The organism is Streptomyces sp. NPDC002499 (genome assembly GCF_053595415.1).
The window spans coordinates 379,553-399,209 of the sequence record NZ_JBSFXO010000006.1 but is presented as its reverse complement, the minus strand read 5'-3'; the positions used below and the strand labels follow the sequence as shown (position 1 = coordinate 399,209).

The following is a 19,657-nucleotide window of genomic DNA, read 5'->3' as shown; positions in this document are numbered from 1 at the left end:
AATCATGCTCCTTGGACATGGGACGGGGTCTCGGCGGCCGGGCTCGAAGGAGTCTGTCCCTCGATGGCCTGTTCGGCGGCGGAGGTCCCGCCCTTGCGTGCACGCCGGGCGCCGCGCAGCATTTCGTGCCACCGCGGACGCTTGCGGGGCGGCACATGGTCCACACCGCCCAGCGACCACGGATTGCACCGCAGGATGCGCCAGGCGGTAAGTGCCGTGCCCTTGATCGCACCGTGCCGGTCGATGGCCGTGTAGCCGTAGTGAGAGCACGACGGGTAGTACTTGCACACCGGGCCGAGCAGCGGACTGATCGTCCACTGGTACAGCTTGATCAGTGCAAGCAGCGGGTACTTCATCGCGCGCCCCCTCCCAGCAGCCGCTCCAGGGCGGCATCCAGGTCTCGGGCCAGCTGTGCATGGTCGGCGTCACCCGCACCGGGCAGCGCTCGTACGACTACCAGGCTACCGGGGGGCAGCAGGGCGACTCGATCGCGCATCAGGTGACGCAGCCTGCGCTTCACCTTGTTGCGCACCACCGCACCACCCACGGCTTTGCTCACGACGAAACCCGCACGCGTCGGGGGAGCGCTCTCCCCTGGCGCGTGCGGGTCCGTGGCACCGCTACGAAGATGGACGACTAGGGACGGGCGTCCGGCCCGGCGCCCTCGTCGTACCGCGGTCGCGAAGTCCTCGCGCCGCCTCAGCCGGTTCTCGGTGGGCAGCACGACGGCATGACCTGACCGGGATCAGGCGGACAGGCTGGCGCGACCCTTGCCACGACGGTTCGCGAGAATCGCGCGGCCGGCACGGGTACGCATCCGCAGGCGGAAGCCGTGGGTCTTGGCGCGGCGACGGTTGTTCGGCTGGAAGGTGCGCTTGCTCACTCGGGGGCTCCAGAAATCAATCGGGGTTTGGCGGGTGCCGTCCTGGCTGTCACCGTGCGCCCACGAGAAGCTCGCGTCACGCCCGATTGCACCGCTTCCCGATCACCTTCAGCGATCTGTGCCCATCGGAGGCAGGCGGCAGCAGCCATCGACAACTCGACCTGGTTACGGTACGCGCGGCTGAGCCATCCGGTCAAACCAGGGGTCACCGGGAGACACTATCCACAGCCTGGGGACAACAACTTGAACCGCACCCGTCGCCCTGACTACCGTGGCTGGACTCCGATTCGTTCCCTTGTCCCCACCGCCACCCCATTTACCACCCGATCCGTCCCGCAACCACACGTTCGTGGGACCCACGAGAGAGCGTGCCCTGTGGCTGACGTGCCTGCCGATCTTGCCGCAGTGTGGCCACGAGTACTGGAGCAGCTCCTCGGTGAGGGCCGTGCGCAGGGGGTCGAGGCAAAGGACGAGCACTGGATCCGGCGCTGCCAGCCCCTCGCGCTGGTGGCCGACACCGCCCTGCTCGCCGTACCGAACGAGTTTGCGAAGGGCGTCCTCGAAGGCCGCCTCGCTCCCATCGTCGCCGAATCACTGACCCGCGAATGCGGCCGCCCGATCCGGATCGCGATCACCGTCGACGACTCCGCGGGCGAGCCTCCCGGCCCCCCGGCCCCGCAGCCCCGCCCCCAGCAGCGCTACGAGGAGCCCGAGCTCTCCTCCGGCCAGTACGAGGGCTACGGCCGCCACCGCGCCGACGACCGCCGGTCGAACCGCCCCGACCAACTGCCCGGCGCCCCGAGCGACCAGCTGCCCCCCTCACGCCAGGACCAGCTGCCCACGGCCCGCCCCGCCTACCCCTCCGAGTACCAGCGCCCCGAGCCCGGCGCCTGGCCGCGCCCTTCCCAGGACGAGTACAGCTGGCAGCAGCCGCGGCTCGGCTTCCCGGAACGCGACCCCTACGCCTCGCCGTCCCAGGACACCTACGGCCAGCAGCAGGAGCCGTACAACCCGCAGGACTCCTACGCGCCGCCCTCCCAGGACTACCGCCCGCAGTCGATGGAGCGTCCGCCGTACGACGGTCAGCGCTCCGAGTACGACCAGCCGCGTCCCGACTACGACGCGCCCCGGTCCGACTACGACCAGCGCGACGGGCGCCGGGACCGGTCCGAGCCGCCGTCGAACTCCGGGCACGGCCACCGCGGCGGCTCCATGAGCCCCGGTGCTCCCGGCCCGCTGGCCGCACAGCCCGCGCCGGCGACCCGCCCCGGCGAGCCGACCGCGCGACTGAACCCGAAGTACCTCTTCGACACGTTCGTCATCGGCGCCTCCAACCGCTTCGCGCACGCGGCCGCGGTGGCCGTCGCCGAGGCGCCAGCGAAGGCGTACAACCCCCTGTTCATCTATGGGGAGTCGGGGCTCGGCAAGACGCACCTGCTGCACGCGATCGGACACTACGCGCGGAGCCTCTACCCGGGCACGCGCGTGCGGTACGTGAGCTCGGAGGAGTTCACCAACGAGTTCATCAACTCCATCCGCGACGGCAAGGGCGACAGCTTCCGCAAGCGGTACCGCGAGATGGACATCCTCCTGGTCGACGACATCCAGTTCCTCGCGGACAAGGAGTCGACGCAGGAGGAGTTCTTCCACACGTTCAACACGCTCCACAACGCGAACAAGCAGATCGTGCTCTCCAGCGACCGGCCGCCCAAGCAGCTGGTGACGCTGGAGGACCGGCTGCGGAACCGTTTCGAGTGGGGTCTGATCACCGACGTCCAGCCGCCCGAGCTGGAGACCCGGATCGCCATCCTTCGTAAGAAGGCGGTGCAGGAGCAGCTCAACGCCCCGCCGGAGGTCCTGGAGTTCATCGCGTCCCGCATCTCGCGCAACATCCGCGAGCTGGAGGGCGCGCTGATCCGGGTGACGGCGTTCGCATCGCTCAACCGGCAGCCGGTGGACCTGGGCCTGACGGAGATCGTCCTCAAGGACCTGATCCCCGGCGGCGACGACTCGGCCCCCGAGATCACCTCGACGGCCATCATGAGCGCGACCGCCGACTACTTCGGGCTCACCGTCGAGGACCTGTGCGGCACCTCGCGCGGGCGCGCGCTGGTGACGGCACGGCAGATCGCCATGTACCTGTGCCGGGAGCTGACCGACCTGTCGCTGCCGAAGATCGGCGCGCTGTTCGGCGGCCGCGACCACACCACCGTCATGCACGCGGACCGCAAGATCCGCAATCTGATGGCCGAGCGGCGCTCCATCTACAACCAGGTGACCGAGCTGACGAACCGCATCAAGAACGGCTGACAGCCGCGCGGAGGACCGCTGAGGGCGCCCCGGGACGAGTTCCCGAGGGCGCCCTTCTTCGTGTCGCGGCAACCCGCTGTTCGAATACGCGCCGGGTTACGGCCTCTCTCCACAGATTCGGTGACTTTCTCCCGTCCACACCCTGGGGACTGGGAAGTTGTCCAGATCGTGTCCACAGGCGCCCCTGCCGAAAGACCGTCAGGCCAGGTCAGGTGCCTGTGGATTAGTGGACGAACGATCTCCACAGACTGTGGACAGCCGAATGATCCACAAGCTGTGCACGAAGTTGTCCACCGACAACCCACAGGCCAGGGCCGGTTGTCCCCAGAGATCACCAGCTTCTCCACATCCCTGTCCACTGTTCGGCAACGCGACGCGCCTGATCACCGGGTCGAGTGAAAGGCGTCACACGAAGGTGCCGGGTTGGGCTGTGGGAAACGTGGGTAAAGCTGGGGACGGCGCTGGGGAGAAGTGCCCCTCGGCTGTGCATGGAGTGTGCAGAACTTTCCGTTCTCCACAGAAGCGCCCGGTTGTCCACCGCCTCCGCCCACAGGGCCAGTGGACAAAATTCCCGCTCTGAGCTGGGAAAACGAGGTTATCCACGGTTTCCACAGGCCCTACTACTACTAGCAACTAGAGAGAGCTGGGAAACCGTTTCGAAGTGGGCCCTGTGCACAACTCGCTGTCTCGCTCCCGACTGCCCCTCGTCACGACTTGACCCCGAGCGGCACCTACTGTCAGTGGGGTGCGTCAGACTGTTCCCCGGTGTCCTTCCCTTCACAGGGGCTGACAACACCGAGACAGACGACGAAGCCAGGCAGGCCGAGAAGCGCCGGCAACAGCAGGAGGCGGCAACAGTGAAGATCCGGGTGGAACGCGACGTACTCGCGGAGGCAGTTGCCTGGGCGGCACGCAGCCTCCCGGCCCGTCCGCCGGCGCCTGTCCTCGCCGGCCTTCTGCTGAAGGCCGAGGACGGCCAGCTGAGCCTGTCCAGCTTCGACTACGAGGTCTCCGCACGCGTGTCGGTGGAGACCGAGGTCGAGGAAGAGGGCACGGTCCTGGTCTCCGGCCGCCTGCTCGCGGACATCTGCCGCGCGCTCCCCAACCGCCCGGTGGAGATTTCCACAGACGGTGTACGGGCGACGGTGGTCTGCGGCTCCTCCCGCTTCACACTCCACACCCTGCCTGTGGAGGAGTACCCGGCCCTGCCGCAGATGCCGAACGCGACGGGCACGGTCCCCGGCGAGGTCTTCGCTGCCGCCGCCGCCCAGGTGGCCATCGCCGCCGGACGCGACGACACGCTGCCCGTGCTCACCGGTGTGCGCATCGAGATCGAGGGCGACACGGTCACGCTGGCCTCCACCGACCGCTACCGCTTCGCGGTCCGCGAGTTCCTGTGGAAGCCGGAGAACCCGGAGGCGTCCGCGGTCGCCCTGGTGCCCGCCAAGACGCTCCTGGACACCGCCAAGGCCCTCACGAGCGGCGACAGCGTGATCCTGGCGCTGTCCGGCTCCGGCGCGGGCGAGGGCCTCATCGGCTTCGAGGGCGCGGGCCGCCGTACGACGACCCGGCTCCTGGAGGGCGACCTCCCGAAGTACCGCTCGCTGTTCCCGACGGAGTTCAACTCCATCGCCGTGATCGAGACCGCCCCCTTCGTGGAGGCCGTCAAGCGCGTGGCCCTGGTCGCCGAGCGCAACACCCCGGTGCGGCTCAGCTTCGAGCAGGGCGTGCTGATCCTGGAGGCCGGCTCCAGCGACGACGCACAGGCTGTGGAAAGGGTCGACGCCCAGCTGGAGGGCGACGACGTGTCGATCGCCTTCAACCCGACCTTCCTGCTGGACGGCCTGAGCGCCATCGACTCCCCGGTCGCCCAGCTGTCGTTCACGACGTCCACGAAGCCCGCGCTGCTCAGCGGCAAGCCGGCGCTGGACGCCGAGGCGGACGAGGCCTACAAGTACCTGATCATGCCGGTGCGGCTGAGCGGCTGAGCGCGCCTTCGGAAACCCGCAGGTCGGGGCGTACGTTTGAGCGCGTATGCCCACAGGTGTGCGTGAGCGTCCGGGTTTAGGCTCGGACGTGGGTACGAATCACGTGCCCCACACGACACTCGGCAACCTAAGGAACAACTGATGGAGCTCGGTCTCGTCGGCCTCGGCAAGATGGGCGGCAACATGCGCGAGCGGATCCGCCGCGCAGGCCACACCGTCGTCGGATTCGACCGCAACCCGGACCTCGCCGATGTCCACAGCCTGGAAGAGCTTGTGGGCAAACTCCAAGGTCCGCGCGTGGTCTGGGTGATGGTCCCGGCCGGTGCCCCCACCCAGTCGACCGTCGACGAGCTGGCGGAGCTCCTGGAGCCGGGCGATGTCGTCGTGGACGGCGGCAACTCCCGCTGGACGGACGACGAGAAGCACGCCGAGGAACTGGCCGCCAAGGGCATCGGATTCGTCGACTGCGGCGTCTCCGGAGGCGTCTGGGGCCTGGAGAACGGCTATGCGCTGATGTACGGCGGCGACGCGGAGAACGTCGCCAAGGTGCAGCCGGTCTTCGACGCCCTCAAGCCCGAGGGCGAGTTCGGCTCCGTGCACGCCGGCAAGGTCGGCGCCGGGCACTTCGCCAAGATGGTCCACAACGGCATCGAGTACGCGATGATGCAGGCCTACGCCGAGGGCTGGGAACTGCTGGAGAAGGTCGACTCCGTCACGGACGTGCGCGAGGTCTTCCGCTCCTGGCAGGAGGGCACGGTGATCCGGTCCTGGCTGCTGGACCTCGCGGTGAACGCGCTCGACAGCGACGAGCACCTCGACAAGCTCAAGGGCTACGCACAGGACTCCGGTGAGGGCCGCTGGACCGTGGAGGCCGCCATCGACAACGCGGTGCCGTTGCCGACGATCACCGCGTCGCTGTTCGCGCGGTTCGCCTCCCGCCAGGACGACTCGCCCCAGATGAAGATGATCGCGGCGCTGCGCAACCAGTTCGGCGGCCACGCGGTAGAGACGAAGTAATCCACAGGGCTGCCCGGCAGTCCACAACCCGGGGGAGGTCGGCGAACGACCATGCACGTCACGCATCTGTCGCTGGCCGACTTCCGCTCGTACGCCGGGGTCGAGGTCCCGCTCGACCCCGGCGTCACCGCGTTCGTGGGCCCCAACGGGCAGGGGAAGACGAACCTCGTCGAGGCCGTCGGCTACCTCGCCACCCTCGGCAGCCACCGCGTCGCCTCCGACGCCCCCCTGGTGCGCATGGGCGCCGAACGCGCGGTCATCCGGGCGCAGGTCAAACAGGGCGAGCGGCAGCAGCTGATCGAGCTGGAGCTGAACCCGGGCCGCGCCAACCGTGCCCGGATCAACAGGTCTTCGCAGGTCAGGCCGCGAGACGTGCTCGGCATCGTGCGGACCGTGCTGTTCGCGCCCGAGGATCTCGCCCTGGTCAAGGGCGACCCCGGTGAGCGGCGCCGGTTCCTCGACGAGCTGATCACCGCCCGCTCCCCGCGCATGGCCGGCGTGCGCTCCGACTACGAGCGTGTTCTCAAGCAGCGCAACACGCTCCTCAAGAGCGCGGCCCTGGCCCGGCGGCACGGCGGCCGCTCGATGGACCTCTCGACGCTCGACGTCTGGGATCAGCATCTCGCGCGCGTGGGCGCCGAGTTGCTCGCCCAGCGCCTGGACCTGATCGCGGCCGTCCAGCCGCTGACCGACAAGGCGTACGAGCAACTGGCGCCCGGCGGCGGCCCGATCGCCCTGGAGTACAAGCCGTCCGCGCCCGGTGAGGCACACACGCGCGAGGATCTCTACGAGCAGCTCATGGGGGCGCTCGCGGAGGCGCGCAAGCAGGAGATCGAGCGGGGCATCACCCTCGTAGGACCCCATCGGGACGATCTGGTGCTCAAGCTGGGGCAGTTGCCGGCCAAGGGGTACGCCTCGCACGGGGAGTCCTGGTCCTATGCGCTGGCGCTGCGGCTGGCGTCGTACGACCTGTTGCGGGCCGAGGGCAATGAGCCGGTGCTGGTGCTCGACGACGTGTTCGCCGAGCTGGACACCCGGCGGCGCGAGCGGCTGGCGGAGCTGGTCGCGCCCGGGGAGCAGGTCCTGGTGACGGCCGCGGTCGACGACGACGTACCGCACGTGCTGGCGGGGACGCGGTTCTCGGTGTCGGACGGGGCGGTGGAGCGCGTATGACGGACGAAGAGCCCGTCGTCCCGGAGAAGGCCGCGGAGCCGTCCGGCGTCGACCTCGCGCGCGTGGCGCTCAGGGCGGCCAAGGAACAGGCACGCGCGCGTGGGGACGCGGCGCGGCAGAAGAAGCAGGCGCGGCGCGGGGGCCTGCGCTCCGGCGCGCGCGCCGACGGTCGCGACCCCATGGCGTTCGGTGCGGCGATCAACCGGCTGATCACCGAGCGCGGTTGGGAGGCCCCGGCCGCGGTGGGCGGGGTGATGGGGCGCTGGCCGCAGATCGTCGGCGAGGACGTGGCCAAGCACTGCGTGCCGGAGCGGTACGACGAGGACGAGCAGGTACTGGTCGTGCGCTGCGACTCGACGGCCTGGGCGACGAATCTGCGCCTGCTGGCGCCCACCCTGGTGGCCCGGCTGAACGAGGATCTCGGCCACGGCACGGTGAAGGTGATCAAGGTGCTCGGCCCCAGCGGACCCGCCCGTAATTACGGTCCGCTGCGTGCTCCGGGCAGCAAGGGACCCGGCGACACCTATGGGTGACTGACATCACATATGTGGGTGCGTGACGGCCGGGTCGCGCAACGGCGTGCGGTTGCGAATCGCGATCTGACTCCCAAGTAGCCAAGGGTTGACAGCCGGAAGCGCTGAGTGCCGCTGTGAGCCTCTTGGAGCCCCGCTCCGTATATGGGGACCCGGAAGACGCCGGTTGAGGGCGGCACATGAGGACTCAGGTACCGGCAAACCCCCATCACTGTCGGTGCTACCGGTAGACTGGGAGCTAATCCCGCCCCACTGATGGGGACCGCCCGGGAAAAGCTGAGCAACGCTGATCAAGGCTTACCAACGCAACATGCCGCAGCCGCTCCGGCAACCCGCCGACGAGCCTGGCTGGTGCTGTGCCAGAAAGGGCGCTTCGTGGCCGATTCCGGCAACCCCAACGAGAACATCCCGTCCAGCGACGCCGGCGACAACGGCGCGGTGACCTCGTCGAACGGTGAGGTCACCGCCTCGTACGACGCCAGCGCCATCACCGTCCTCGAGGGTCTGGACGCGGTCCGCAAGCGACCCGGTATGTACATCGGTTCGACCGGTGAGCGAGGCCTGCACCACCTGGTGCAGGAAGTCGTCGACAACTCCGTCGACGAGGCGCTGGCCGGCCACGCGGACACGATCGACGTGACGATCCTTCACGACGGCGGCGTGCGCGTCATCGACAACGGCCGAGGCATCCCGGTGGGCATCGTCCCGTCCGAGGGCAAGCCCGCCGTCGAGGTCGTGCTGACGGTGCTGCACGCGGGCGGCAAGTTCGGGGGCGGCGGCTACGCGGTCTCCGGTGGCCTGCACGGCGTGGGCGTCTCCGTGGTGAACGCGCTGTCCAGCAAGGTCGCCGTCGAGATCAGGACCGACGGACACCGCTGGACGCAGGACTACAAGCTGGGCGTGCCGACGGCCCCGCTCGTGCAGCACGAGGCCACGGACGAGACCGGTACGTCGGTCACCTTCTGGGCCGACCCGGACGTCTTCGAGACGACCGAGTACTCCTTCGAGACGCTCTCGCGGCGCTTCCAGGAGATGGCGTTCCTCAACAAGGGTTTGACGATCAAACTCACTGACGAGCGCGAGGTGGCGAAGGCCACGGTCGGTGCCGACGAGGCGGGTGCGGACGAGAAGGACGAGGTCAAGTCCGTCACGTACCACTACGAGGGCGGCATCGTCGACTACGTGAAGTACCTCAACTCCCGCAAGGGAGAAGTGGTGCATCCGACGATCATCGACCTGGAGGCGGAGGACAAGGACAAGAGCCTGTCCCTCGAGGTCGCGATGCAGTGGAACAGCGGTTACAGCGAGGGTGTGTACTCCTTCGCCAACATCATCCACACGCACGAGGGCGGTACGCACGAAGAGGGCTTCCGGGCCGCGCTGACGTCGCTGATCAACAAGTACGCGCGCGACAAGAAGCTGCTCCGCGAGAAGGACGACAACCTCACGGGCGACGACATCCGCGAGGGTCTGACCGCGATCATCTCGGTGAAGCTGGCCGAGCCGCAGTTCGAGGGTCAGACCAAGACCAAGCTCGGCAACACCGAGGCGAAGACCTTCGTACAGAAGGCGGTCTACGAGCACCTCAACGACTGGCTCGACCGCAACCCGAACGAGGCCGCGGACATCATCCGCAAGGGCATCCAGGCCGCCACCGCGCGCGTGGCCGCCCGCAAGGCCCGCGACCTCACCCGTCGCAAGGGCCTCCTCGAGACCGCGTCCCTGCCGGGCAAGCTGTCCGACTGCCAGTCGAACGACCCCACCAAGTGCGAGATCTTCATCGTCGAGGGCGACTCCGCCGGCGGCTCGGCCAAGTCCGGCCGGAACCCGCAGTACCAGGCGATCCTCCCGATCCGAGGCAAGATCCTCAACGTCGAGAAGGCCAGGATCGACAAGATCCTGCAGAACCAGGAGATCCAGGCACTGATCTCCGCCTTCGGCACCGGAGTCCACGAGGACTTCGACATCGCCAGGCTGCGCTATCACAAGATCATCCTGATGGCGGACGCCGACGTCGACGGTCAGCACATCAGCACCCTGCTGCTGACCTTCCTGTTCCGCTTCATGCGGCCGCTGGTCGAGGCCGGGCACGTGTTCCTGTCCCGTCCCCCGCTGTACAAGATCAAGTGGGGCCGTGACGACTTCGAGTACGCGTACTCGGACCGTGAGCGCGACGCGCTGATCGAGCTGGGCCGGCAGAGCGGCAAGCGCATCAAGGAAGACTCGATCCAGCGCTTCAAGGGTCTCGGCGAGATGAACGCCGAGGAGCTGCGCGTCACCACGATGGACCAGGAGCACCGCGTCCTCGGCCAGGTCACCCTGGACGACGCCGCGCAGGCCGACGACCTGTTCTCGGTCCTGATGGGCGAGGACGTCGAGGCACGCCGCCAGTTCATCCAGCGCAACGCCAAGGACGTCCGCTTCCTCGACATCTGAGTCGGTCTCAGCTGACCGCATCAGGAAGGATCCTCACCAGCAATGACCGACGAGAACACTCCCAGTACGCCTGAAGAGGGCGTCATCGCCCAGCGCGTCGAGCCCGTCGGGCTCGAGACGGAGATGCAGCGCTCGTACCTCGACTACGCGATGTCCGTCATCGTGTCGCGAGCCCTGCCCGACGTCCGTGACGGCCTCAAGCCCGTGCACCGCCGCGTCCTGTACGCGATGTACGACGGCGGCTACCGGCCCGAGAAGGGCTTCTACAAGTGCGCCCGTGTCGTCGGCGACGTCATGGGCAACTACCACCCGCACGGCGACTCCTCGATCTACGACGCGCTGGTCCGCCTCGCGCAGCCGTGGTCGATGCGGATGCCGCTGGTGGACTCCAACGGCAACTTCGGCTCCCCGGGCAACGACCCGGCGGCCGCCATGCGCTACACCGAGTGCAAGATGGCGCCGCTGTCGATGGAGATGGTCCGTGACATCGACGAGGAGACCGTCGACTTCACGGACAACTACGACGGCCGCTCCCAGGAGCCGACCGTCCTGCCGGCCCGCTTCCCGAACCTGCTGATCAACGGCTCGGCGGGCATCGCGGTCGGCATGGCCACCAACATCCCGCCGCACAACCTCCGTGAGGTCGCGGCGGGCGCCCAGTGGTGCCTGGAGAACCCGGAGGCCTCGCAGGAGGAGCTCCTGGACGCGCTGATCGAGCGCATCAAGGGCCCCGACTTCCCGACCGGCGCGCTCGTCGTCGGCCGCAAGGGCATCGAAGAGGCGTACCGCACCGGCCGCGGCTCGATCACCATGCGCGCGGTCGTCGAGGTCGAGGAGATCCAGAACCGCCAGTGCCTGGTGGTCACCGAACTCCCCTACCAGACCAACCCCGACAACCTCGCGCAGAAGATCGCCGACCTGGTGAAGGACGGCAAGGTCGGCGGCATCGCCGACGTCCGCGACGAGACGTCGTCCCGCACCGGCCAGCGCCTCGTCATCGTCCTCAAGAGGGACGCGGTCGCCAAGGTCGTACTGAACAACCTCTACAAGCACACGGATCTGCAGTCCAACTTCAGCGCCAACATGCTGGCGCTGGTCGACGGTGTGCCGCGGACCCTCTCCCTGGACGCGTTCATCCGGCACTGGGTGGCGCACCAGATCGAGGTCATCGTCCGCCGTACGAAGTTCCGGCTGCGCAAGGCCGAGGAGCGGGCGCACATCCTGCGCGGCCTCCTGAAGGCCCTGGACGCCATCGACGAGGTCATCGCGCTGATCCGGCGCAGCGACACCGTGGAGATCGCGCGTACGGGCCTGATGGGCCTCCTGGAGATCGACGAGATCCAGGCGAACGCCATCCTGGAGATGCAGCTGCGCCGACTGGCCGCCCTGGAGCGCCAGAAGATCATCCAGGAGCACGACGAACTCCAGGCGAAGATCGCCGAGTACAACGCGATCCTGGCCTCCCCGGTCCGCCAGCGCGGCATCGTCAGCGAGGAACTCGCCGCGATCGTCGAGAAGTTCGGCGACGACCGCAAGACGATGCTGGTGCCCTTCGACGGTGACATGTCCATCGAGGACCTGATCGCCGAAGAGGACATCGTCGTCACCATCTCGCGCGGCGGCTACGTCAAGCGCACCAAGACGGACGACTACCGCTCCCAGAAGCGCGGCGGCAAGGGCGTACGCGGCGCGAAGCTGAAGGAAGACGACATCGTCGACCACTTCTTCGTGTCGACGACGCACCACTGGCTGCTGTTCTTCACCAACAAGGGCCGGGTGTACCGCGCGAAGGCGTACGAGCTGCCGGACGCCGGCCGTGACGCGCGCGGGCAGCACGTCGCGAACCTGCTGGCCTTCCAGCCGGACGAGTCGATCGCCGAGATCCTCGCGATCCGCGACTACGAGGCGGCGCCGTACCTGGTGCTGGCCACGAAGGGCGGTCTGGTCAAGAAGACGCCTCTGAAGGATTACGATTCGCCCCGCTCCGGCGGTGTGATCGCGATCAACCTGCGGGAGCGCGAGGACGGTTCCGACGACGAACTGATCGGAGCCGAACTCGTTTCGTCCGACAGTGATCTGCTTCTGATCAGCAAGAAGGCACAGTCGATCAGGTTCACCGCCTCCGACGAGACTCTGCGCCCCATGGGGCGTGCTACCTCGGGTGTCAAGGGCATGAGTTTCCGCTCAGGCGATGAACTTCTGTCGATGAATGTTGTTCGACCCGGTACGTTCGTGTTCACTGCCACAGACGGTGGGTACGCGAAGCGGACCGCTGTCGACGAGTACCGCGTCCAAGGTCGCGGCGGCCTGGGTATCAAGGCCGCCAAGATCGTCGAGGATCGCGGCTCTCTCGTCGGCGCGCTGGTGGTCGAGGAGCTCGACGAGATCCTCGCCATCTCGCTGTCGGGCGGTGTGATTCGTACGCGAGTCAACGAGGTCAGGGAGACGGGCCGTGACACCATGGGCGTCCAACTGATCAACCTGGGCAAGCGCGATGCCGTCGTCGGTATCGCTCGTAACGCCGAGGCGGGGCGCGAGGCGGAGGAAGTCGACGGCGAGGACGCCGTGGACGAGGCCGCGGAGGACGTCACGACCACCGGCACGGAAGAGGGCGAGTCGCCCTCCTCCGAGTAGCACGAGGAGAGAGACATCGTGAGCGGAGCCACGGGCGCCGGGTCGGCCGGTACCCCCAGGGGTACTGAAACTGACGGCGGCGGCCGTGGCTCCGCCGCGCAGGTGACGGACTCGCATACGACCCAGCTCAAAGCGATCAAGCCACCCGCGAACGAGCCGCGCTCGCCGGACACTCATGGATCCCAGGGGGGAACTGTGACGGACACCCGAGGCCCGCAGACCCAGCAGCACGCGGCTGGGACGGGTCCGGCAGCCCCGGGCGCCCAGCCGCACTCGCAGGCCGCTGCACCGCCCGCACCGCCGCAGCAGCCGGCCTCCCCGCTCCCCGGTGAGCGGCAGCCGCAGCAGCAGGCCGCCGGGCCGTACCACCCGCCGCAGGCCTACCAGAACCCGGCGGCTCCGGCCGCGCCCCAGGCCCCCGCTCCGGCCGGCGCAGTCCGCCGGCCGCGCACCGGGGCACGCACCACGCCGCGGATCCGCAAGGCACGCCTGCGCGTCTCGAAGGCCGATCCGTGGTCCGTGATGAAGGTGAGCTTCCTGCTCTCCATCGCCCTGGGCATCTGCACGATCGTCGCGTCCGCCGTGCTGTGGATGGTCATGGACGCGATGGGCGTCTTCTCGACGGTCGGCGGCACCATCTCCGAGGCGACCGGCTCGAACGAGTCGAACGGGTTCGACCTGCAGTCGTTCCTGTCCCTCCCGCACGTCCTGACGTTCGCGTCGGTCATCGCTGTCATCGACGTCGTCCTCGCGACGGCTCTCGCGACCCTCGGCGCGTTCATCTACAACCTCTCCGCGGGCTTCGTCGGAGGCATCGAGCTGACGCTCGCCGAGGACGAGTGACCGGCCGTCCGCAGGGAGCCCGGCACGGGTTCAAACCTCCGCGGACGGTCCGGCGACTATCGATTTTGGGACTGCCCACGTCGTGCGCTAATCTTCAGGGGTCAGCGCGCGGGACACACACCGCAGAGCGCGGCGGGGCTATAGCTCAGTTGGTTAGAGCGCATCCCTGATAAGGATGAGGCCACAGGTTCAAATCCTGTTAGCCCCACCAGCCAGAAGACCCCCAACCGATCGCGGTTGGGGGTCTCTTGCATGTGTGCCGGGTCTGTCGGGATGTGTGCCCGGTCGGCCGGACCACGACGGCATTCCGCCCGCGGTCAGGCCAGTTTCGTGATGATCTCCGCCACTCGTCCGGGCATCGACAGGAACGGCGAGTGGGAGGCGTCGAGTGCCACGACGGAGGTCGGGTTGTCCGGGAAGGCCGCGTCGGCGTCCGCGATGAACTTCTGCTGGAGGGGCGGCCGGACCGCCATGTCCTGTGCGCAGGTGACGTAGGTGCGCGGAACGGAGCCCCAGCCCTCACGGGTCAGGCCCGTGGTGCCCAGCGCGATGCCGACCGGGGCGTCGGGCGTCAGCAGCCCGATGGCGGCGTCGGCGACGGCCTGGTCGACGTCTCCGAAGAACGCGTCCCGCAACTGTTGCCGGTAGGCGGGGTCGTCCGACGCGACGTCGAGGCGCAGTGCTCCGATCGCGGCGGGATCGGCCCGGAGAGAGGGGCCGACGAGCTCACCGGCGTTCTCCGGGCTCTGGATGTAGGCGGCGGCCGGAGTGTCCGAAGCCGGCATGAACGCGGTCAAGTACACGGCGTGGGCGATGAGTTCGGGGCGCTGCTGTGCGGCCCGCGTCAGGACCGTGCCGCCCATGCTGTGGGCCACCACGGTGACCGGCGCCCCGTGCCCGAACTGCTCGATCTGTGCGACGAGCAGGTCGGCTGCCTGGTCGAGGTCGACCTCGGCGACCGGCGAGACCTCCGTGGCCAGGGCGGCGGAGTCGAACGGGCGCGCGCTGAGGCACGCAGGCCGCAGGGCGCGCAGCCCATGGCCGGCGAGGTCCACCGCGAGAGTCGTACGGCCGCCTGCCGCCAAGGGGGCGATGACCTCGCTCCAGCACCAGGAACCGTGCCAGTAGCCGTGGACGAGGAGCAGGGGGGTCGGTCTGGCGTCCATCGGCAGTCCTCTGGTGCGGAACGGTCAGTGCGGGTGGTCGGGCCGACCGGGCCGGTCAGGTCGTCACATCGGGAAGAATGGGGCGTAATCCCCGGTTCGTCAAGTGAAGATAACTTCGTATATGCGTGACTCAACAGTGAGACCCCTGACCGATTCACGGTCAGGGGTCTGCGGAGACACTTCAAGTGGGCGATTGGGTACGCAAGTTCGCCAGTTCGCCGTGGTGTCAGGGCAGGGCCGGAGTCTCAGAGCTGAAGGGGAGCTGTCTCCTCGGGGGAGGCGGCGGTCGCCTCGGTGAGCGTCGTGTCCATGTCCGTGCTTGTCTCCGCGTCGGCGTCCGCAGGGGTGCGGTGGCGGCAGCTGGGGGACTTGCCGTGGGCCTCGGCGCGGATGCGCTGCTTCATCGTGGGGGGCAGTGACCTGGTGAGGGCCCAGGGCTCGTGGGCTGTGGCCGGCGTCATCGTGTACGCGCTGCTGTTGCTGGTCGTCCCGGTCTGGGGTACGGCCGCGACGGCGGTCGTCGTGATGAGTCCGAGCGTCGTGCACAGCGCCAGGAAGGCGGTGACGATGGTGGTCCACAGCTTCGTGACCTGGTTCTGGGCCATGGCCCCTCACTTTCGGGTTGGGCGATTTGCGTACTTTCCTCATGATGTGTATGGAGGCCGCGAAGTGGTGGACCGACGCCCATGGCGCGTCGATCTTCTGATGAACACCACCCGGATGGGTGCAAGCGGCTTGAAAAGGGGTCGGGAGGACCCAAAGTGACCGGCTGTGGAGGTGTGATCACCCTCCGATCGGAGTGGTGAACTCCGGTTCTACTGCGGTGCGTGGGAGGGGAGTTGAGGGGGTCCACGCAGGTCACCGATCGATATCGGGCGGTGTGTATAGTCGGGCGCCAGAGGTCCCCTACGTCAAAGAAAGACGAGGTCGCGCGGTGAAGAAGCTTCTCCTGGTCGCACTGGCCGCCATCGGCGGGCTCCTCGTGTACCGCCAGATCCAGGCGGATCGCGCGGAGCAGGACCTGTGGACGGAGGCAACCGACTCCGTGCCCACGGGTTCCTGAGCACCGACAACCGATACTGAAAACCCCGGCCGCCCCGCGGTCGGGGTTTTGCGTTTCCCGGGGGCATCGAGGGGTGTCGACGGGGGCTGGAGGGGGCGTCACATCAGGGCCGGAGCAGGGCGTTTCGGACGCTCGTACGGAATGCGCGGATGACGCGCGGCCGTGCGGGGCAGGATGGGCCACGGCCTTGCGGGTCCGGGTGACGACGTGACGACTAGGGGTGACGCGGGATGGGGCGGCGTACGGCGTGGTGGCGTGCCGGGGCACGGCGCGGTCGTCCGTCGGCACGCGCGCGTGTGGCGGCCGCGGTGGTGCTGTGCACGGCCGCGGCGCTCACGTCCTGGCCGACGGGGACCGCGACGGCGGCCGGCACACCGGACCCGGACGCCTCCTCCTCGACGACCACGTCCTCCCTGGCCACCACCTCCCCCTCGGCCACCACCTCCGCCTCGGGTGACGCCTCCCCCTCGGGCTACGCCTTCGCGCCGGGAGCCCTGCCCGTCGACGGGGCGTCGGGCACCGCGGACGCGCCCCTCGTCGAGTCCGGCAGGACATACCGCAGTTCCCTCCCCGAGAGCGAGAAGGTCTACTACCGCCTCGACCTCGACGACACCTCCAACGCGTACGTCTCCGTCACCGCCGTCCCGCGCACCGGCGGCGAACTCTCCGTCACCTCCGGCATCAAGGTGTGGATGCAGAACGCCGACGGCCGCTCCTGCTCCTTCGAGACCGCGAGCTTCGGCGCGTCCCGCAGCCCACACCCCATCACCACCTGGGGCGCCCGTACGACCGCCCCCCGCGACGCGGTGTGCGAGGACGCCGGCGCGTACTACGTCGTCGTCGAACGTTCCGGTACGACGGACACCTCGCCCGGCGCCTGGGACCTGGAGCTCACCGCCGCGACCGAGCCGCGCCTGAAGGCGGTCGGCGCCACGAGCGCGCCCAAGGTGTGGGACTCCGCCTCGCCCAGCGTCCCCACGGGCGAAGCCGAGGAGCGCCGAGGAGGCGCCGGATTCGCTCAGGCCGCCGCCGTGGGGCGGGGCGTGTGGCGCACCGACATCGCGCCCGGACAGACGCTCTTCTACGAAGTGCCGGTCGGCTGGGGCCAACAGCTCTCCGCCGCCGCCGAACTGGGCAGCTCCGACGGCCCCACGGGGCTCGCGCCGGGCGCGCTGGACCTCGCCCTCTACAACCCCGTGCGCGCCGACGTCGAGGACGCGAGCGTCAGCTACGACGGCCGCCAGAAGACCGCCTCCCTCGACGCGGTGCCGCCGGTCGACTACGTCAACCGCTACGCGTTCTCCGACCGGGTGAACGGAATGCGCTTCGCCGGCACGTACTACCTGGTCGTGCACCTCGCCGAGGGTGTCGCCGACGACTTCGGCGACGGACCGTTCGGACTGAACCTGCGGGTCGGGGTGAAGGGGGAGGTGCGGGGCGGGCCCGGATACGCGGGGCAGTCCGTGCCGCGGAACATGTTCGAGGTCGCGGGGCAGGGAGCGGACGCGCCTGCGGACGGTGGGGACGGGGGAGACGGTGCGGGGGGAGACGGCGACACCGCGATGACGGCTCTCGCCGTGGCCGGTATCGGCGGTGGCACGGCGGTGCTGGTGGGGCTGGGGGCGTGGACCGTCGTGGCTCGGCGCCGGGCCGGGGCCTTGTGACGGCGACGGTTGCCGGAGCGGCGGTTCAGATCTGGGTCAGGGCCCAGAAGCCGACCGCGTAGCAGGTCAGCGCCAGCAGCAGGAGCGGGATCGCGACCTTCGCGGGTGGGCCGGGCCGGCGTGCGGCGCGGGTGGCCCGGTGGCTCCGGCGCGAAGTTTTCTGCGCGGGAGGTGGAACCTGCGGGACTTGGGCGGTGTACGAAGCAGTAGAGGGTTCAGCACGCTGGACGAGTGGCTGGGGGGAGAAGAGCACATGCGTGGGGTCGTGGGGGGAGACGTGCGCGGGCTGGTTCGGTTGGTGTGGCTGGTGCTGGGCGCCCTGGTCGGGGTGCGTGTGGGGAGCAGGTGCGGCCGGGGCGGAGGCAGGGATGTGAGGGGAGGAGCCGGTGGCCTGCGGAGGCGGCAGATGGAAGCTGCCCGTGTCCGACATGCTGGGCTGCTGGGAGGAGGACGAGGTGGACGGGGAAGGGGTGGAGGGCGCGGAGGTGTCGGACGGCGGGCGAGAGCCGGTGCTCTGGCGAGGGTCCGACGGACGGGACGTCATCCCGCTTCGGTCGGTGGTGGAATCGCCGGGCCGGTACGGCGCTTGACGGCTTCCTCCGCTTACGGAGGCGGCGGCGCCGCCGGTGCCCGGGCGGGGGTGTCTGTCCGAGCCAAGCCCCGCGCCTGCCCCCGTGCCCGCCCCCGACCCGGATCTCGATCCTGTCCCAGACCCCGTTCCCGTTCCGGTCCCCGTCCTGAGACTCGTGTCCACCCCTGCCGCGGCCTTGAGCGGTCCCTCCGGTACGAACCCCGTTGGGAGAGGGCCGAGTTGGTCGAAGATCTCGATCAGTTCGTCGTCCGGGCCGGGCTCCGGGAGGAGTTCACGGGCGGCGGCGAGGGCCTTGCGCGCCCCCGTGGCCGTGCGGAAGCGCGCGACCGGGTCGGGCTGCAGCAAGGTGGCCACGACCTGCCAGAGCGGCTCGGGGACGCTCTTGGGGGCGCTCGGTGTGCCGTACTCCGCGAAGTACTGGACGAGGGCCTTGGCGTCCGGCTTCGCGCCCTCCAGCAGATACAGCGCGACCAGGCCGACGGCGAACAGGTCGGCGGGGAAGTCGGGTTCGGAGCCCATCATCTGCTCGGGCGCGAGATAACCGGGCGTTCCCACCACGAGGTTGGTCTCCGTCAGGCGCGGCTCGCCCAGCCGCATGGCGATGCCGAAGTCGGACAGCCTGAGGCGCGGTCGGGCGGTGCCGGTGGCTTCTAGGAGCACGTTGGCGGGCTTGATGTCGCGGTGGACGACGCCTTCAGCGTGCACGGCGGCCAGACCTGACAGGAGCTGGTCGATCAGCGTGCACACGAAGACGGGCGGCAGGGGGCCGTAGTCCCCCACCAAGTGGACCAGCGAGCCGCCGGCGACCAGGTCCATGGTGAACAGCACCTGGTCGTCGTCGGCGGCCCAGCTGGCCGGTGCGAGCACATGGGGGTGATCGATACGCAGGGCCTGCTCACGCACGAAGCGCAACAGGGCGTGTGCGTCGCGCTGTTGGAGCACCTTGGCGGCCACGTAGCGGCGGCGGCGGTGGTCCCAGGCACGCCAGACCGCGCCGACCCCACCGCGTCCGATCGGGTCGACCAGTTCGTACCGTCCGGCGAAGACCTCACCCATGGCTGTGCGTCGCTCCTCCCCCTACGGCTACCCCTCTTGCTTCCCCCTCACCTCCCCTTCAATGAGCGATACGACTCCCTCTCGCGCGGATTCTCGGTCGGTCCTCGGTCGAGCATGGGTCGGGCCATGGTCAACGGTGGTCGGCGAAGGTCAGCGATGGTCGATATCGGCCGGTTGACGGCCGGTGATGAGTGATACGACCCTCTCGTGCCCTGCGTTCCCGCGCCCCCGTACACCGCGCCCCCGTGGCCGGCACCCCCGTAGCCCGGCCTCCGTGTTTCGAGCCTCCCCCGAGGCCC

At 69.1% G+C, this 19,657-nt stretch carries 16 protein-coding genes and 1 tRNA gene; 11 read left to right on the top strand and 6 right to left on the bottom strand.

Annotation, left to right across the window (positions count from 1 at the left end; genetic code table 11):
* Positions 1 to 2: 2 nt before the first annotated feature.
* From yidD to rpmH, 3 genes are read right to left on the bottom strand one after another with little or no spacing between them, the layout of a single operon-like run.
* Positions 3 to 356 carry a membrane protein insertion efficiency factor YidD gene (gene yidD / locus ACWD5F_RS18980; RefSeq protein WP_402356714.1) on the bottom strand — a complete coding sequence of 118 codons (354 nt, stop codon included), beginning with the start codon at positions 354 to 356 and terminating at the stop codon, positions 3 to 5.
* Positions 353 to 724 (bottom strand): ribonuclease P protein component, encoded by a 372-nt coding sequence (gene rnpA / locus ACWD5F_RS18975; RefSeq protein ID WP_079078065.1) that lies wholly within the window; start codon positions 722 to 724, stop codon positions 353 to 355. Before rnpA ends, yidD begins: the two co-directional genes overlap by 4 nt.
* 21 nt (positions 725 to 745) lie before the next feature.
* A complete protein-coding gene (gene rpmH / locus ACWD5F_RS18970; protein WP_006381191.1) occupies positions 746 to 883 on the bottom strand; it encodes a 50S ribosomal protein L34 in 138 nt (45 codons plus the stop codon).
* A gap of 375 nt (positions 884 to 1,258) precedes the next feature.
* On the opposite strand from rpmH, the gene dnaA reads away from it, so the two are divergent.
* The 9 genes from dnaA (at position 1,259) to ACWD5F_RS18925 (ending at position 14,028) form a co-directional block, all read left to right on the top strand.
* On the top strand, positions 1,259 to 3,193 hold the full coding sequence (dnaA, locus tag ACWD5F_RS18965; RefSeq protein ID WP_451255664.1) for a chromosomal replication initiator protein DnaA: 1,935 nt from the start codon (positions 1,259 to 1,261) through the stop codon (positions 3,191 to 3,193).
* 857 nt (positions 3,194 to 4,050) lie between these two features.
* Positions 4,051 to 5,181: a DNA polymerase III subunit beta gene (dnaN, locus tag ACWD5F_RS18960; protein ID WP_123998963.1), complete on the top strand. Its 1,131-nt coding sequence runs from the start codon at positions 4,051 to 4,053 to the stop codon at positions 5,179 to 5,181.
* 141 nt (positions 5,182 to 5,322) lie between these two features.
* A complete protein-coding gene (gene gnd, locus ACWD5F_RS18955; protein WP_451255662.1) occupies positions 5,323 to 6,198 on the top strand; it encodes a phosphogluconate dehydrogenase (NAD(+)-dependent, decarboxylating) in 876 nt (291 codons plus the stop codon).
* Between the two features lie 51 nt (positions 6,199 to 6,249).
* Entirely contained in the window at positions 6,250 to 7,371 is a 1,122-nt protein-coding gene (recF, locus tag ACWD5F_RS18950) for a DNA replication/repair protein RecF (RefSeq protein ID WP_451255660.1), read from the top strand.
* Positions 7,368 to 7,904 (top strand): DUF721 domain-containing protein, encoded by a 537-nt coding sequence (locus tag ACWD5F_RS18945; protein ID WP_401720237.1) that lies wholly within the window; start codon positions 7,368 to 7,370, stop codon positions 7,902 to 7,904. The genes recF and ACWD5F_RS18945 overlap by 4 nt, the downstream gene beginning before the upstream one ends.
* A 375-nt stretch (positions 7,905 to 8,279) precedes the next feature.
* Positions 8,280 to 10,340 (top strand): DNA topoisomerase (ATP-hydrolyzing) subunit B, encoded by a 2,061-nt coding sequence (gene gyrB, locus ACWD5F_RS18940; protein WP_401720240.1) that lies wholly within the window; start codon positions 8,280 to 8,282, stop codon positions 10,338 to 10,340.
* Positions 10,341 to 10,382: 42 nt separating this feature from the next.
* Positions 10,383 to 12,974 (top strand): DNA gyrase subunit A, encoded by a 2,592-nt coding sequence (gene gyrA, locus ACWD5F_RS18935; RefSeq protein WP_451255657.1) that lies wholly within the window; start codon positions 10,383 to 10,385, stop codon positions 12,972 to 12,974.
* A gap of 18 nt (positions 12,975 to 12,992) precedes the next feature.
* Entirely contained in the window at positions 12,993 to 13,817 is an 825-nt protein-coding gene (locus ACWD5F_RS18930) for a DUF3566 domain-containing protein (protein ID WP_401720245.1), read from the top strand.
* A 134-nt stretch (positions 13,818 to 13,951) separates the two neighbouring features.
* Positions 13,952 to 14,028, top strand: a tRNA-Ile gene (locus ACWD5F_RS18925).
* Positions 14,029 to 14,134: 106 nt separating this feature from the next.
* On the opposite strand, the gene ACWD5F_RS18920 is transcribed toward ACWD5F_RS18925, so the two are convergent.
* The gene (locus tag ACWD5F_RS18920; protein ID WP_451255655.1) at positions 14,135 to 14,983 is read right to left on the bottom strand and encodes an alpha/beta fold hydrolase; all 849 of its coding nucleotides are present in this window, start codon (positions 14,981 to 14,983) and stop codon (positions 14,135 to 14,137) included.
* 245 nt (positions 14,984 to 15,228) lie between these two features.
* Positions 15,229 to 15,588, bottom strand: coding sequence for a DUF6344 domain-containing protein (locus tag ACWD5F_RS18915; RefSeq protein ID WP_451255654.1), 360 nt, complete (start codon positions 15,586 to 15,588; stop codon positions 15,229 to 15,231).
* Between the two features lie 329 nt (positions 15,589 to 15,917).
* Here ACWD5F_RS18915 and ACWD5F_RS18910 point away from each other — a divergent pair, with 329 nt between their 5' ends.
* Positions 15,918 to 16,046: a DLW-39 family protein gene (locus tag ACWD5F_RS18910; protein ID WP_003999697.1), complete on the top strand. Its 129-nt coding sequence runs from the start codon at positions 15,918 to 15,920 to the stop codon at positions 16,044 to 16,046.
* 230 nt (positions 16,047 to 16,276) lie between these two features.
* Entirely contained in the window at positions 16,277 to 17,710 is a 1,434-nt protein-coding gene (locus ACWD5F_RS18905) for a hypothetical protein (protein WP_451255652.1), read from the top strand.
* A gap of 25 nt (positions 17,711 to 17,735) precedes the next feature.
* On the opposite strand, the gene ACWD5F_RS18900 is transcribed toward ACWD5F_RS18905, so the two are convergent.
* Positions 17,736 to 19,358 carry a serine/threonine-protein kinase gene (locus tag ACWD5F_RS18900; protein ID WP_451255651.1) on the bottom strand — a complete coding sequence of 541 codons (1,623 nt, stop codon included), beginning with the start codon at positions 19,356 to 19,358 and terminating at the stop codon, positions 17,736 to 17,738.
* Positions 19,359 to 19,657: the final 299 nt, after the last annotated feature.

What these genes read in the sequence shown, in the direction of transcription:
- ACWD5F_RS18915 (WP_451255654.1), bottom strand. Translation starts at nt 15,588, where the DNA reads ATGGCCCAGAACCAGGTCACGAAGCTGTGGACCACCATCGTCACCGCC.
- recF (WP_451255660.1), top strand. Translation starts at nt 6,250, where the DNA reads ATGCACGTCACGCATCTGTCGCTGGCCGACTTCCGCTCGTACGCCGGG.
- ACWD5F_RS18900 (WP_451255651.1), bottom strand. Translation starts at nt 19,358, where the DNA reads ATGGGTGAGGTCTTCGCCGGACGGTACGAACTGGTCGACCCGATCGGA.
- gnd (WP_451255662.1), top strand. Translation starts at nt 5,323, where the DNA reads ATGGAGCTCGGTCTCGTCGGCCTCGGCAAGATGGGCGGCAACATGCGC.
- gyrA (WP_451255657.1), top strand. Translation starts at nt 10,383, where the DNA reads ATGACCGACGAGAACACTCCCAGTACGCCTGAAGAGGGCGTCATCGCC.
- ACWD5F_RS18905 (WP_451255652.1), top strand. Translation starts at nt 16,277, where the DNA reads ATGGGGCGGCGTACGGCGTGGTGGCGTGCCGGGGCACGGCGCGGTCGT.
- ACWD5F_RS18920 (WP_451255655.1), bottom strand. Translation starts at nt 14,983, where the DNA reads ATGGACGCCAGACCGACCCCCCTGCTCCTCGTCCACGGCTACTGGCAC.
- ACWD5F_RS18945 (WP_401720237.1), top strand. Translation starts at nt 7,368, where the DNA reads ATGACGGACGAAGAGCCCGTCGTCCCGGAGAAGGCCGCGGAGCCGTCC.
- yidD (WP_402356714.1), bottom strand. Translation starts at nt 356, where the DNA reads ATGAAGTACCCGCTGCTTGCACTGATCAAGCTGTACCAGTGGACGATC.